8 protein-coding genes are annotated in these 15,512 nt (G+C 49.6%); 4 read left to right on the top strand and 4 right to left on the bottom strand.

The annotated features are described in order from the left end of the window. Positions 1–187 precede the first annotated feature (187 nt). Positions 188–2,107: a 1-deoxy-D-xylulose-5-phosphate synthase gene (gene dxs, locus PN498_RS08660; RefSeq protein ID WP_272062330.1), complete on the bottom strand. Its 1,920-nt coding sequence runs from the start codon at positions 2,105–2,107 to the stop codon at positions 188–190. Positions 2,108–2,324: 217 nt separating this feature from the next. On the opposite strand from dxs, the gene PN498_RS08655 reads away from it, so the two are divergent. Continuing rightward, positions 2,325–2,858, top strand: coding sequence for a hypothetical protein (locus PN498_RS08655; protein ID WP_272062329.1), 534 nt, complete (start codon positions 2,325–2,327; stop codon positions 2,856–2,858). Positions 2,859–2,977: 119 nt separating this feature from the next. Here the strand turns inward: PN498_RS08655 and PN498_RS08650 are convergent, their stop codons facing one another. After that, positions 2,978–6,058, bottom strand: a complete 3,081-nt coding sequence (locus PN498_RS08650) for an MFS transporter (RefSeq protein ID WP_272062328.1) — start codon at positions 6,056–6,058, stop codon at positions 2,978–2,980. Positions 6,059–6,851: 793 nt separating this feature from the next. Between PN498_RS08650 and acs the strand changes: the two genes are divergently transcribed. Further along, the gene (gene acs / locus PN498_RS08645; protein WP_272062327.1) at positions 6,852–8,822 is read left to right on the top strand and encodes an acetate--CoA ligase; all 1,971 of its coding nucleotides are present in this window, start codon (positions 6,852–6,854) and stop codon (positions 8,820–8,822) included. Positions 8,823–8,934: 112 nt separating this feature from the next. On the opposite strand, the gene PN498_RS08640 is transcribed toward acs, so the two are convergent. Beyond that, positions 8,935–10,191: a metallophosphoesterase family protein gene (locus tag PN498_RS08640; RefSeq protein WP_272062326.1), complete on the bottom strand. Its 1,257-nt coding sequence runs from the start codon at positions 10,189–10,191 to the stop codon at positions 8,935–8,937. A gap of 861 nt (positions 10,192–11,052) precedes the next feature. On the opposite strand from PN498_RS08640, the gene PN498_RS08635 reads away from it, so the two are divergent. Continuing rightward, positions 11,053–11,958, top strand: coding sequence for a hypothetical protein (locus PN498_RS08635; protein WP_272062325.1), 906 nt, complete (start codon positions 11,053–11,055; stop codon positions 11,956–11,958). Between the two features lie 73 nt (positions 11,959–12,031). Here PN498_RS08635 and PN498_RS08630 read toward each other — a convergent pair whose 3' ends face one another. Next, on the bottom strand, positions 12,032–14,914 hold the full coding sequence (locus PN498_RS08630) for a hypothetical protein (RefSeq protein WP_272062324.1): 2,883 nt from the start codon (positions 14,912–14,914) through the stop codon (positions 12,032–12,034). A gap of 391 nt (positions 14,915–15,305) precedes the next feature. Here PN498_RS08630 and PN498_RS08625 point away from each other — a divergent pair, with 391 nt between their 5' ends. Further along, a complete protein-coding gene (locus PN498_RS08625) occupies positions 15,306–15,494 on the top strand; it encodes a hypothetical protein (protein WP_272062323.1) in 189 nt (62 codons plus the stop codon). Positions 15,495–15,512: the final 18 nt, after the last annotated feature.

The following is a 15,512-nucleotide window of genomic DNA, read 5'->3' as shown; positions in this document are numbered from 1 at the left end:
TCCATCGCCCCAATTCTCCCAGGCCTTAAGGAGATTTCTGAAAATAGAAAACCCGGCTATGGTGTATTACGCTGCGCTAATGACACTCCACCAGCGGTAATGCTGTCCCAAAAATCCCCTTAAGATGTACCGTTGGCACGCCTTTAGAGAACGAATTGATGAAGATCAAGAACGCTAGCTATCTGTTCTAAGACGAGGCCTGTTGCAAGGTAACGGTGGGCTGCTCTAGCCTGAATTTGCTGAGAATGGTTTCTGTCATTTGAGAGGGAGTGAGACCGAGTGTCGCCTTTGATTGATCAGGGGTTGCGTGGTCTACTAATACGTCTGGCACACCCAACCGAACGACTTTCGCAGAGATCTGGGCATCCAGTAGCGCTTCGGCAACACCCGTACCAAATCCACCCATAATGCAGCCTTCTTCCATAGTGACAACGCGGCCAATTTGTTGTGCTAGGGGCAAGATTAGCTCGTCATCGATGGGTTTCGCGAATCGAGCATTGACCACTGTTGCTTGAACACCATGTTCGCTCAAGATTTCAGCCGTTTGCATTGCCGGATAGACCATGGAACCGTAGCCTAAAATCAACAGGTCATCGCCTCGCCGCAGCACTTCAGCTTTGCCGATAGGCAGTTCTTCCCAGCCTTCTTCCATCAACGGAGCACCGACCCCGTTACCACGGGGATAACGGACCGAGATCGGGCCGTCAGTGTAGTTGATTCCCGTGACAATCATGCGCTGTAGTTCGGCTTCGTCTTTAGGTGCCATGATGACCATGTTGGGAATGCACCGGAGATAGGCGATGTCATACATTCCCTGGTGCGTTGGGCCATCAGCTCCCACAATGCCTGCTCGGTCTAGACAGAAAAAGACGGGCAGCTTTTGAATGCAGACATCGTGAATGATTTGGTCAAAGGCCCGCTGTAAGAAGGTGGAATAGATTGCAGCAACGGGACGCATCCCTTCAGCGGCGAGTCCGGCAGCAAGAGTGACCGCGTGCTGCTCGGCAATACCGACGTCGATGTACTGCTTGGGCAGTTTCTGACACAGGGTCGTTAGCCCGGTTCCCGTTGCCATTGCAGCGGTGATGCCTACCACTTTGGGATTGTCTTCAGCCAGCTTGGTCAAGGTTGTGCCGAAAACCTTGGCATACTTGGGGGGCTTGGGTTTGTTAGATGGCTTAGCTTTGCCTGTTGCTAAATCAAAGGGATTTTGAGCGTGATAGCCGACTTGGTCTTCTTCGGCGATCGCATAGCCCTTTCCTTTCACCGTGACGACATGAACCAGCACTGGGCCTTCAATCTTATGAGCTTCTTTGAAGGTGTGGGTTAGTTCAGCCAAATTATGACCATCTACGGGGCCCATGTAGGTGAAGCCCAATTCTTCAAAAACAGCTCCCACTTTGGGAACAGCTAGCCGCTTCATCCCCTCTTTGACACGGCTCAGTTCAGGAGTCAAAGACTCACCAAAGGGCAGATGTTTGAATTGCTCCTCCAGATTGTCTGTGAGGAACTGCATGGGTGGGCTGAGTCGAATCTTGTTGAGGTATCGAGGAATTGCGCCAACATTGGGCGAAATCGACATCTCGTTGTCATTGAGAACAACGAGTAAGCGAGTATTTGGCAGGTGTCCAGCATGATTGATGGCCTCCAGTGCCATCCCTCCAGTGAGTGCACCGTCGCCAATAATAGCAGCCACCTTATAGTCATCCCCTTGAAGGTCACGAGCTAGAGCCATACCCAGAGCAGCTGAGATGCTGGTGGAAGCGTGTCCAGCTCCAAAGTGATCAAACTTGTTTTCGGAGCGCTTGAGATAGCCGGCAACACCATCTTTTTGGCGTAGGGTGTGGAAGTCGTGGTAGCGTCCGGTGATGAGTTTATGAGGATACGCTTGATGGCCTACGTCCCAAACCACTTTGTCAAAGTCCAAATCGAGGGTTTGATAAAGTGCTAGGGTCAATTCGACGACGCCCAAACCAGGACCTAAGTGGCCCCCACTGGTGGCAACGGTTTCCAGATGCTTTTCTCGGATCTGACGAGCGATCTGTTCGAGTTGATGAATCGTCAAACCGTGAAGTTGGTTCGGGTGGGTTACGTCACTTAAATGCATATCGAGATACCCTCAGGTTTACGTAGGTAACGTTTGAGCTATCTTCTACTGTAGAACGATTGTCCCGTTGCTCTCATTCCTGAAAGGCTGGATTATGTAGGAATATCGTTAGGGGTTCTATAGAGAAGACTTCAGAACAATCGTAAATCGGTCTTAATTTTTCTTGTCAGCGCTTATTGCACCGTTAACCAACTGATATAACCGTTTATCTTCTGTCATGATTCATTTTTCTCGGTTTCCTAAACTTCTCCAGTGGCCTGCGATACCGTTTGCCGCAATTGGCTTTGCGGCGGCGGCTGCATTGCCTTTGATGTCAGCACCTGCCCATGCCATCAATGATGTGAATTACGAAGGCTGCACGGATGAGCTAATCGATGCCGGAATCGCTGCTGATACTGCTGCGGTCGCTTGCGCCCTTTCCTTAGAACCTTCTCAGGTCTCCAGTTGCGTGACGAACGTCCTGTCAGTGGCGTCAGTTGTGCCCGAAGATGCGCTGACAGCATGTAGTCGCGATCGCCGTCCTGATGAGGTTGCGACCTGTGTAAGTAGTATTCATCAAACGCTGGCGGTCGATGACTCCCAGGAAGTTCTTCTTCACTGTCATCGCAGTCTTTTGCCACAGCGCTATTCTGCTTGTGTTGTTGGTGTGGCTGATGCAGCTGGCTATGCTACGGATGAAGCGCTGGCACGATGCATTGCTGCGGGCTATCAGCCTGTCGACGTTGCACCAACCTACATCCCGGTCAATTAACGTCCAGTTTGGGTTAAGACAAAACCCCAATCAACATAAAGGTAGGGTAGACATACGCCTACCCTACCTATTGCTTACCTTACTTATGAGGGTGGTTGAACACGGTCAGAATAGACGACCTAGCCCAGAACAGCGAGGCTACCACCAATTGCAGAGACGATCGCAGAGACGGCGGCTGTCGAGAAAATCCACCAAGCGGCTGCTTCAGCTGCCTTGCGAGTATCTTCGACCTGCTGCTGTGCTTGATGTTTCAGTGCCTGAACCCGGTTTTCAACCTCTTGCTCTAACCGCTCTGCCTTACGAATAGCGCTGTCGCGCGCCGACTCCACTTGACCAATAATGCGGTGCGCATCAGTTTCTGAGATGGAGTCATGGGAACTCATGACAGCAATTAAGGTATCGCGATCGAACTGAGAGAAGCGCTGTTTCAAGGCTTCGAGACCCGACTGCGGATCATCAAACAGCGTTCTAAGATCTCGACGAATACCGTCGTAATTGAGTTCAGGACGATCCAAAGAATCCAGGTAAGCCTGAATGCGAGCCAGCACACTGCGGATCATGCCCTTCACTTGCTCTTGAACATTGCGAATCTGAGCCAGAATTTCATCCCGGACAGCAAAGACTTGATCAACGGCGGCCTCGGCTTCCTGCTGAGTCATGTCAGGACGCTGAGCTAACAGCGCAACCGCAGTACTGCGGTCCATTTGAGCTAATCGCTGTTGTATGCGACGTCCACCAGCCCGAGGATCGTTCATCAAGATTTGCAAATCACGCTTGATGCCTTCGGGATGAAGCTCAGCCTTGTCAGTATTCCGTAAGTAATCTTCCAACGATTGCTCAAAGGACATGACTTGAGCCTTGGCCCGACGAGCCAGTCGCTGAGGAGATTTGAGGATGCTGCGGATCGTTTCAAGAATGTCATCAATGATCTGATTGACTTCTTCCTCGCTCAGGTCGTCCCGCTGACTAAGCAGCTGAACCAAAGTATCCCGGTCCATCGCAGCTAGACGCGCTCTCATCGCCCGAGTTCCAGCCTTAGGATCATTCAGCAGCAGATTGATATCACGCTGAATGCCCTCGGGATTAAGTTCGGGCTTGCCGGTCCGACGCAGGTAATCCGAGATCGCGCTAGTCGCCTCATCATACTTAGCTTGAGCTTGAGCCGACAGCTTACCAGGTGCATTCACAACCTGCTGATAGTTAGACTCAACATCTCGTGCAATGCGACGCACTTCAGTCTCACTCAAATCCTCTCGCTGACCCAATAGCCGAATCAACGTTTCGCGATCGAACTGAGAAAAGCGCTGTCTCAGCCTTTGAACCCCAACATCCGGCTCATTCAGCAAAATCTTCAGGTCACGCTTGATACCTTCGGGATTCAACTCAGGCTTGCCCGTATTCCGCAGGTGATCTTGGACACTCTGCCATTGCTCTTGAGCACGCATCTTAGCCCGGTCTTGAAGGTTGTGGGCATTTTGCAGCGTCTCGTTTTTGATTTGTTCAAACTGAGCTGCAAGCAGCTGAATCTCACCTTCATTGAGATCATTACGAGTTCTTAGATGGCGAGCAAAGAAATCATAAGTCAGTTCAGAAAAGCGAACCTGCAAATCATCAAAACTAGCATCGTCATCTTCAACAAGTGCATGGAATGCTTGCTTGCCCATATCTGACATCAACTCAGCTTTGGGCGTCGTGCGTAAGAAGACCTCCACCTGAGATTTCAGAGCTTTTGCTTGCTCAAATCGATCAATATCAATCACTTCCTTGAGTACCTGAACCCGCACGGCTTCCAGCACATTAGAAGTGCGCTCAATTTCACTGGGTGTCAGTAGGCCACGATCGCTCAACAGCGTTTCAAAGTAATCGCGGTTTAACCGATCAAGCTCCTGTCGCAAGAGACCCGTATCCGCGTTGGCGTCATAGAGAACTTCTCTAAACTCAGTTCGCAAACGCTCTGGCTTCATCTGCCAAGGATAGGTGTTCAGCAAATAGCTTTCGACATCCGCTTTAACAACACTGTAGCGCTCTTCGTCACTGCCCAGCTGTTGAGCAACGCTGCTGCCCTGATCGACCAGCTGATTTTTGACCTGCTTCACTTTGTTGGTGACGGTCTCAACGTCGAGTTCTGACAAATCAGTGCTGCCCATCACGGCTCCCATGAGGGCGTTGAAGCCTTGGGACACAATACCAGGGGTCTGCTGCTGAGATTGTCCTTGCTTACGATACTCATCCAAAAACTGATCCAGGCGATCGCTCAGGCGGTCAGCAATCTTATCGCCAGGACGAGCACTCTGAACGTATTCAACCAGTTCAGCTAGAGGCTGCCGACCCGACGAGCCACTCAGCTCTCGCTGCCAAATACGGTGCAGGCGCTTGGCCACCCGACGAGCTTCCTCACGAGAAAGATCGGTACGTCGGCTAACCAGCTTTTCAAATGCTGCTTGATCAACTTGGTCCAGAATTTCGGGAGTCGCTGTTGAGGACAGATTGGACGTTTTAATGAGACGCTCAAATTCTGCCTCCAGACTTTCTGTTTCTAGCTGAGGCGATCGCAAGGTGACAACATAGTCTTGAACTGAGTCAAGAAGATTGGTGTTGTCAATCCCCTGGACCACCTCTTTGCGAACCGCTGCTGCAACCGCTTCAGCCGTTTCATAAACCTGATTGCTAGCAGCCTTGGCCCCAAAGGCAGCCGTTGCGGTGCCAACCAAGGAGTTGAAGCTAGAGGTTGCTGTACGAACAACGGAACCGATGAGCGAACCTACAGTCGTAGAACTAACCCAGAACAAGAGGGAGAAATAGGTGCCCCAGATGACAAGTCCTGTGATAGCGCCTAACAAAGCACTGTTATAAAGACTGAGTTTGACAGCTAACCAGCAGGCAAAAAACAGCGCCAAACTAACCGTAATCAGAGTCCAAATCCCAACGGCTACGCTAATTTTGCCTATTCCAGAGCCGCTGGAAGACTTGCTGGATGAGGATGAGGACGAAGAGGAATGCCCAACGTAGGAAATGCCCGCTGCGACGGACAGATTAGTCAACAGCAGCTGAAATCCAAACGCTAGGACCAAACCCGACAGCAAAGCAATAAAAAATTGCGGCCCCGAAAAAATCAGGGCAGCTTCCTCAGGGGTATCAATTCCAGGATCCTCTAGCTGAGCTAACACACTCAGCAGCTGACCCATAAAAAGTAGGTTCATGGTGGTTTCCTTGATTCGTAACAGCTAAAGGGGTGCTTAGAGAACTGTTTATGGGAAAGCGCAGCCCATGTTGCTAGTTATTGTGGCTCCACTGTCTCGAAAGTCCACATTCCGAAACATTGTCTACGCTCTAAAACCTTGTTGGGGTAAAGCGGCCCGATACCAACGCTTGCGCGTACAGCTACAAGCGCTAAAGCCTCACTAACCCAGCAAGATTGCTCTGCACAACTGCCCAGTACAACAGACTTTTGATGGAAATACGTCTTCCGAAGAAGGCCGAAACCCGCATTTAGGCGAATGCAAAGTAAAGAGTTGCGACATCCAGAGCACCAATTGTATTTTCAGCCTCACGGCCTGAAAACCCCGCATTAAAACGGATGATGTCAAAGTCAGGAATAGCGTTCATAGCGATTAGGTTCTAAGCACCAACCATTTCTAATAAACCGATTTCTTGAGATTGAAACATCTAGCTTGGGGCGTACTCCGAAGGTAGAGTTCCTCGCTATGAAAGCGTCTAAAGATAGAGACACGTGAGTGTTTTACAAACGTTCCAAATACTTCAGAATCAAGTTGTCATCTATATAAACAATTAGATTACCTGATCAGCAATTTAAATTGATTTCTAATCTGTTTTGCAATTCATTTGACGGCAAGATTTCCATCCAAAGCGCGCATCGTGCTGAAGTTAATAAAATTGGACAGATTGAATGTTCGGTGCAGCGATCGCGTATGGTTTGAGGTGCAAGAACGCTGGTTGCCAGCATCTTTAGCACCGCAATTTTATATCACCGCTATGTCTCAACCGACGATCGAATCTATCCTAAATGAGAAGCGCTTGTTTGAGCCGCCTGCTGACTTTGCTGCTGACGCCCGTATCAAGAGCATGGCAGAGTACGAAGCGCTTTATCAGAAAGCGGCAGCTGATCCGGCTGCCTTTTGGGCAGAACTGGCTGAGAACGAACTGCACTGGTTTGAGAAATGGGACACTGTACTGGACTGGCAGCCCCCTTTTGCAAAATGGTTTAGCGGCGGCAAAATCAACATTTCTTACAACTGTTTAGATCGTCATTTGACCACTTGGCGACGCAACAAAGCAGCCCTCATTTGGGAAGGGGAACCGGGTGATTCTCGCACGCTGACTTATGCGGAATTGCATCGCGAAGTATGTCAGATGGCGAATGTTTTGAAGGACTTGGGCGTGCAAAAAGGCGATCGCGTTGGCCTTTACATGCCGATGATTCCTGAAGCGGCGATCGCCATGCTGGCCTGTGCCCGCATTGGTGCTCCTCATACTGTTGTTTTTGGTGGGTTTAGTGCCGATGCGCTGCGCGATCGGCTCAATGATGCCGAAGCTAAAGTCGTCATCACGGCAGATGGTGGGTTTCGCAAAGATAAGATTATTCCGCTTAAAGCCGCAGTAGACAAGGCGCTGGAGAGTAATGCTGCCCCCAGCGTACAAAACGTCCTGGTCATCCAACGCACGAAAGAAAAAATTCCGATGGTGCCCGGTCGCGACCACTGGTGGCACGATTTGCAAAAGACAGCATCGGGCCACTGTCCGGCTGAGGTGATGGACGCCGAAGACATGCTGTTCATCCTCTATACCAGCGGCACCACAGGCAAACCCAAAGGTGTTGTCCACACGACAGGCGGCTATAACCTGTACACTCACATGACCTATCAGTGGACCTTTGACCACCGCGATACGGATGTCTACTGGTGTACTGCCGACGTGGGGTGGATTACAGGCCACAGCTATATCGTCTATGGGCCTCTATCGAACGGGGCGACTAGCCTCATGTACGAAGGCGTCCCCCGTCCATCTAATCCCGGCTGTTTTTGGGATGTTGTAGAGAAATATGGTGTCAACATCTTCTACACTGCGCCGACCGCGATTCGAGCCTTTATCAAAATGGGAGAGCACGAACCTAAAGCCCGCGACCTGTCCTCTCTACGGATTCTAGGAACAGTAGGCGAACCCATCAATCCTGAGGCATGGATGTGGTATCACGAAGTGATCGGAGGCGGCAAGTGTCCCATTGTAGACACTTGGTGGCAGACGGAAACAGGCGGTTTTATGCTGACACCGTTACCCGGTGCAACGCCCACGAAGCCGGGTTCGGCAACAAAGCCATTCCCTGGCATTTTGGCCGATGTGGTCAATCTTGAGGGGCAACCCGTTGGTGATAACGAGGGCGGCTACTTGGTGATCAAGCACCCCTGGCCGAGTATGATGCGGACCGTTTACGGAGATGACGATCGCTTCCGCCGCACTTATTGGGAGCATATTCAGCCCCAAGATGGAAACTACCTGTACTTTGCAGGAGACGGCGCTCGTCGCGACGAAGACGGCTATTTTTGGGTTATGGGTCGTGTGGATGATGTCCTCAGCGTCTCTGGTCACCGCCTGGGAACGATGGAAATCGAGTCCGCGTTGGTCTCTCATCCAGCCGTCGCTGAAGCAGCCGTCGTAGGCCGGAGAAACGAGATTACTGGAGAGGAGGTATTCGCCTTTGTAACGTTGGAAGGGACTCAGAAACCTAGCGACGACTTGAAGAAGACCCTAAAACAGCACGTTGTGGAAGAGATTGGCGCGATCGCTCGCCCCGCCGATATTCGCTTTGCCGATGCTCTGCCTAAAACTCGGTCTGGCAAGATCATCCGACGCTTTTTGCGGAATCTTGCTAGCGGAGAGGCGATCGCGGGCGACGCCACCACAATGGAAGATCAAAGTGTCCTTGAAAAGCTTCGTGAAGGGGCTTAGTATAAGCTGCTGTTTCGGCTAAAAGGGGATGCAGCATAGGCATCCCCCTTTTAGTCAGAGCTTCGCAGTCCAACCCTGATCACCAACTAAGCCGTAAAACTAAGCCGTAAAACTAAGACGTACACGATGCTGCTCCAAGCATTGCTTCGCAAAAAGCTTGCTCATCAGCGCTAATTTCCGTTTCGTCTACATCACGCCGCAGTACTCTGCCGTTGTGCCCAGTTAGGAAGCGGGGTAAATCGCTATACTCGATCACCTCCATTGTTTGAATGTCGTAGGTGGTGTAGCGAGTTGGGTCAGGCGCATCAAAGTCCACATCTAATACGGTGAGTACTTTCCGGGGTGGTAAGTCACTGTCAATCAAAGGGCGGGGTCCTGATCCGATGACGCCCATGTGTAAGAGCTGAAGATTGCCGCGATGGCCTGGATAATAGGCATGATGATGCCCACTGATGTAAGTGTGAACGTCATACTTTTCCAACATGGCTTGAAGCTGGTCAGCATTGTCCATGACTTCGCCAGGTTCGTCGCGGCCTACAGCAACGGCGTACAGCGGCAAGTGTCCTAACAGAATTCGCATGCGAGCGTTCTGAGCCGCTTCACTTGCCAGTGCCTCTTCTACCCAAGCCAGCTTGTCCTCTGGGATTTGACTAGAGGAAGCATCCCAAGACACGAAAAAGATATCGCCGTGACGAAAGGCGTAATAGAAGGGGAACTCGAAGCGATCAACAAAATCCACCCCCGGATCGTGTTCAGGAGCTTGCCAATAAGCAGTTGCCAAATCGCGCTCCTGCTGGAACAAATGAACATCGTTAATGCCCAATGCGCTGGAAGCATCGTGATTGCCGATGGTGAACCCATAAGGCAAACCCGCTGCTCGCAAGGGAGCCATAACATGGTCATCAAAAGCGGTCCACATCGCCTGAATCTGGTCAGGGGTGAGGGTCAGATCCTGTCCCGCTACCATATCGCCGCTACACACCACTAAGTCCGGATTCCAAAAGGGAATCAGGGCCATCGTCTTGTCAATTTCAGGATCGTAGTCTGTAGAGCCGTAGACGCCATTCAGATCGCTCATCACCACCATGCGGAGGTCTCCACGGGGTGGATCGACTAGCTCCTGACCCAGACTGGCCAGCATCTGCTGAGTTGCCTGAGGTAGCGCCTGGGGTGTTGGGTCTGGTTCTGGAGCAGCGGCTGTCGTTTCAACCGTCTCTGTTTGCTCTATCGAACTGTCCGCAGGGGATGAAGTCGTGGTCGATGACTGTAGTGCAGTCTGTGTGCAAGCGATGCAGAAGCTTGCGATCACTCCCAACATTACCCCAGTTAAAAATCGCTTCCAGCGCATATCTCCCCACAGATAGTCCAAAATCTACGGCCTACTTTACCGCAACAGAATGGTTGTGCAACAACCCAGGGACGATTTCATTAAAGGAAACAAGAAGATCAAGGGTAGATTCATGTTCCAGTGTTTGAGTTATCAAACCTTAGCGACGGCAAAAGGCAGGAAACCAAAGGTAAAAGGTCAAGGTTAGCCAGAAAAAGCGAATCTCTTTCCAGTCTAAAACTTCCTGCTGCTAAAGGGCTTAAGCCAAATGAGTGCAGCGCTTAAATTCGGGACTTGGATGAATAGAAATCAATTTCAAATAATTGACTGCCGAAAACTTCAAGGGCTTGATTTTTTCGATTACTTTAATTTCAAGGAAATGTCAATATTCCGTTAGGAATAAATTTCTGCTTGATGGCTTTTTTGCGCCTAACCAAAAGTTGAAGTTGCTTCATAGAGATGGAGAAGATGTCAATGTGCTCTCCGTATTTGAAATTTAATTTGTGAAAATGTTGTCAAAAAAAACACAGAATTTGTGTCAGTTTTGGAAGAATATGAGCGAAATGGTTAAGTTCTATTTTTACGATGAAACCTTTATGCTTACTGACAGTATTAATATTGGCAGTCTATTCTGCACTATTCTTTGGGGTTGATCAGCTTCAGGGTTTACCGTGGGCAGATGAGTCATCTTTTTTCGAGACGAGTCGACAGTTTAGTCACTCATTGTTGCCTTCATTAGAGCAAATCCGTAACTACGATCAACTTAATACTCCGCTACCATTCGTCTTCTATGGAAAACTACAGCAAATATTCCCTGGGGAACTTTTTTGGGGTCGTTTAGCCAATTTCGTATTGTCAATAGCGATCGCCCTTATCATAGGCTGGCCGGGAAATAGAGACGGTATGACACCCATTAAGGCACTGTTTGGGCTTTTTCTCTGTCCATACTTTCTTTGGTTCAGCACGCTTTACTACACAGACATCATCGCAATTTTTTTTGTTCTGCTTGGGGTTAGTTTTTATCTGCGGCATCGAGCCTTAAGCAGTGGGTTGAGCTTCATATTAGCGATCGCATCACGGCAATACATGCTAGCCTTTCCACTTGCCATTTCGGCTTATGAACTATTCAATGCAGTCAAAAAACGTCGGCAGCTGAATACAAGCTTTTTCAGTAGCTCTGTCGCCGCTTCGACGATCCTAGTTTGGCTTCTAATTTTTAACGGATTTGCTCCTGCTGCCGCCTTTGAGCATCGTTCAGTTCCCCCGGTACAGCAGGATTTACAAAGCTTGAACCCAGAGCAACTGTTGCAGTTCTGGAATATCTCCGCTTTCCTAGATCGCTTGGCAATTGACAGCAGCCTGTATTTTCTAGCCTGTATAGGTTTTTTTTACGTCCTTCCCGAATGTTTTCTATTTCCGCAAAAATTTAGGAAGCAACCTTTTTGTCGTTCCAAAGCTGTCATTGCAGCCATCCTGCTTTTTCTGTTAATTGTGTTTACGCCAACGAATTGCAAAGGCGTCGTCTGGGAAATCGCTCAGGCTATGCCTGTTAAGCAGCTCGCCAATGTGCTGTTTTATGGATTAGCTTTATTAACTTGTTGGCGTTTCTATTCTGTCAATCTGACTTTTTGGATGGTTCTATTCAATGCTGGCATCATGCTCAAAGCCTTTCCATGGGACAAGTATGCTCTGCCCTTAATCGTGATTCTTTGGTTTCTCAAGGCCAAAGAACCCGCTCATATCGTAGAAATTAGGCCAGAACAATCTCAAAGCAACTCATCTGCAGAGCAACTCGTTAGCCAATCTTGATGATGTGTCAAGCCTGCTGGAAGCAGGCAACACATCAATCGGCGCAGTAATGAGTGACTTTGTATAGATTTGCTCAAAAATCAAACGTCAGACCACCGTCTACCAAGACTCCCTCATCTCGGGCAAACACATCCTCAACCCGTAAATAGACTTTGGGGCCTACAGGTCGGCCAGTACCAACTGTCTGAGGAATACGCTCTCCTGCTTCATTTAGAACAAACTCAGAAGTTTCCACCTCCATAGGTTGACCAGAGGCATCTGTTACGGCTGCCATTACCGGATTGCCATCCTCATCCAGTACCAGTTGGGTTTGATAAATCGGGGTTAGCGTGCCGTCTTGATCATAGCTATAGGCTGGACGGTGTTCTTCTCCAAAAGGGTTAATCACTGCTTCAACACGCCAACCTGTAGTTTCTCTGGTGTTTTCACGCCCTAAAACGGTTGCCTGAGCAAACAACTCTGCTCGTACAGTATTCGCCGCAGGCGTCCAAGGAGTCTGTCCTAAATTCAGCACACCACCTACTGCCAATTCACCGATGACCGGGGAAAAGTTTGGGTAGGCGTCTTTGTCAACAGTAATTTGCTGATCAACCAAACGAACACTGTCTTCTACGAGCACAGCATCGGTGGACGTTTCTGTTATCGAACTTGCCAGATATTCAGTCCCCAGTTGTACCGAGGTATCTACGACGGTGGGAGATTCTAAAAATTCTGAGACAGGTGACGTTATAACAGGCGCGTTGAGCTGTACGTCGATATTACTCAAGATACCGTCAGCATCGATATCAAAAGTGGTTCGCCCGGTTTGCAGTCTTGTTTCACTGGTGCGGTTAATGAGCTCTGTCGTCCGGGTTTCGACCTGCGTTTGAGGAGTCGCAAACACGTTGGTCGTTACTTGCCGAGAGGTTACATCAACTTGGCCCTGCAATGTAGACGTGGTAGTTGTAACGCTATCTCGCTGATTGCCTAGCCCTACTGCGAGTGCACCTCGGACATAGAGACCGCCTGCTACTGTTGTGGTGAAGTAACCTGTTTGACCTGGATCTGCCGGGATTATAGTGTCTGGGGTTGAGAGCTGGTTTCCAACACGGGCATCAACGGCATCCGGCTGAGTGACATCGAACGTGCTGATCAGGGGTCCTCCTGGTACCTGACGATAGCTTCCGCGAATGCCATTGAAGCGTTCAGTTGAGAAATTCTTTCCTGCTAGCGTATCCTCGACGGCATAGACGTCTAGAAGCTCTTGTCTAAAGTTCTCAGGATACTGGTTCGCGGCAATGATCTGGTAGCCGCCATCCAGAATTTGATACCCATTCGCAGACTGGTTAAGAACAGCGTAAGACTGTCCTAGCTGTAGATTTTGGTCGGCCTGTTGAGGAACCAAGGCATAAATCACCTGACGGGCTGAACCTGCGGTCAGCGTGAAGGGTTCAGTTAGGTATCCCTGCTGATTCCACTGCGGAACAAATTCCAAAGTGCCATCGTTCTTGACGACAATTAATCCGCCTACGTTACGCAGGTAGGCAGAGTCCCCCGATCCCACTTGATCAGGTTCAGGAGGCGCAATGATGATGGTCTGATTGTCCGGTAAATCGAACACGCCATCGATGGAAGAAAGGCGATCGCCCGGCACTGTCTGTTCAGGTGTCGGAGGGACAAACCCAACTAAACGAGTGTTATTGATCAGTCCTGTGGGCTGGAGGAGAGTTGGCCCATCAAGATCAGGATTAACCAGCGTCTGACCATACATATCAATCGCTGCTCGGTGAGTGGGAGCCAAAAATTGAGTTAGGCCAAGGGTGACATTAATACCCGCTCGATTGTCTTCGACCGTAGGGTCAACCTGGAGGCTGCCAGTCAGCAAGGTGGGTGGACTATCCGGATTGCTGACCAGCGGAGGCAACTGTCCGACTAAACTAGCGCCATCGCTGCCCAGGCGCACTTGGGCCGCATCCGTATATTGGCTATAAACAAGCTGCTCATCGTCAGCTGTGCTAATACCAGCAGCATGAGGTAAGAGATGAGGAGCGATCAAATCGTTCTCGATGTAACCAAACTCTCGTTCTTCTTCAACCTCAGTAAATGTTTGCTCTACGCGCATGGAACGTTCATCCACAATTTGCTCTTCGCGCAGCAGTGGCATCAAAGGCGTTTCAACGATCTCTGTACGATAAGTAACGGTGTCTGAAACGGCTTGAACCTCTTGAAAGACACGAGTGGCGCCCTGCCCGCCAGACAACTCAAAATAATTGCCATCGTCAAAATCCAAGTCGCCTCCACCAGGTAAGTCTTCCACAGCCAATTCACCAGTGGTTGTGAAGTAAACACCGGATTCGCGGGGTTGACCACCATCACGCTGAATGTTCAAGACTCGCAGTTCGACGGTATCTTCAGTCCCATACACGGCGGTGATTTGAGCAACTCTAGGCAGCGCTTGTCCATCAGGACCAATACGTACAATATCACCCCGCACAAATCCTCGTTCTACCGTCTTAACGCTACCGTCTGGACCATAAACAGCAACTTGAATACCTTCGCCATAGCCGTGATCGCCAGGAATATATTGCAGTTCAAATTGAGTTGAGAGTCGGAGGGATTCTTCACGAATTTCGAACCCTGGCAGTAGTGGCTGTAGCTGTCGATTAATGCTATCGGCATCGGTTCTAAACTCGATAGAGTTGGGGGCGAGTTGGTCACGACGAACAGGTTGAGCAACGCCTTCTTCACGCTGCTGAATCAAACTGCGAGGCATGGGAATATTCGATGAATTTCGGTTGGGACCTGTTGATAAGTCGAAGGCATTACTATCAACTTGAACGGATCCGTCGCTATCAACCTGAATGGTTGGCATGGCGTGAGCGATCGCAGCATTGACTACGACAAGACTAGTAGAAGCCAGCACGACGGTGGACAGGGTAGAAGTACCCTGAAAAACAGCGGAAGTGACAATTTTCATGACTAGAAATCTGTTCGGGGGCGTTACAGGAACTGATTTACCAAGTCACCCTGATATTAGATTGGCATGCTTATGAAGCGACAGCCTGTTTTAAGCAGAGCATTACGAAGCAGTATGTAGATGTAGGAAGTACTACGGCTTGAGGCGGAAAATATCCGACACACGGGAGAGCAGCCATATCAGGAAAAAGTGCAAACAGGGAAGCAATACAGATGGTCTTGCCAAAAAAACATATTACATCTGTATCATCGGATAATTAGTCCGTAGAAAGATACCGTAACGCAATATGCTTTGAATTTCGAGAAAAGGTTATGACTGATTTGTAGCTGGCATACTTGCACATCCCTACATCTAACACGCGACCAGCACAGGTACTCAGCAGAAAATTTTGATGCGTTTCGACAGATGCTTGGTGACATTCCTCACATTTTGCTTTGGCAGCTACTGGTCTGCCAATTTTGCAATTGTGAGTGAGCTATCCCTACAAGTTCTGACGCTAGTCATCATGATTGTGACCTGTTCCCCTAAACGTACTTTAGTGGGTGCTCCTGGTGCCCTCGGCAAAGAGGATTCGACATAGCGTTCGAGACGCCATGAT

The organism is Oscillatoria sp. CS-180, assembly GCF_028330965.1.
Lineage (GTDB): Bacteria > Cyanobacteriota > Cyanobacteriia > Phormidesmidales > Phormidesmidaceae > Halomicronema.
Note: the sequence above shows the minus strand (reverse complement) of the source record. Positions and strands in the feature narration are given on the sequence as shown.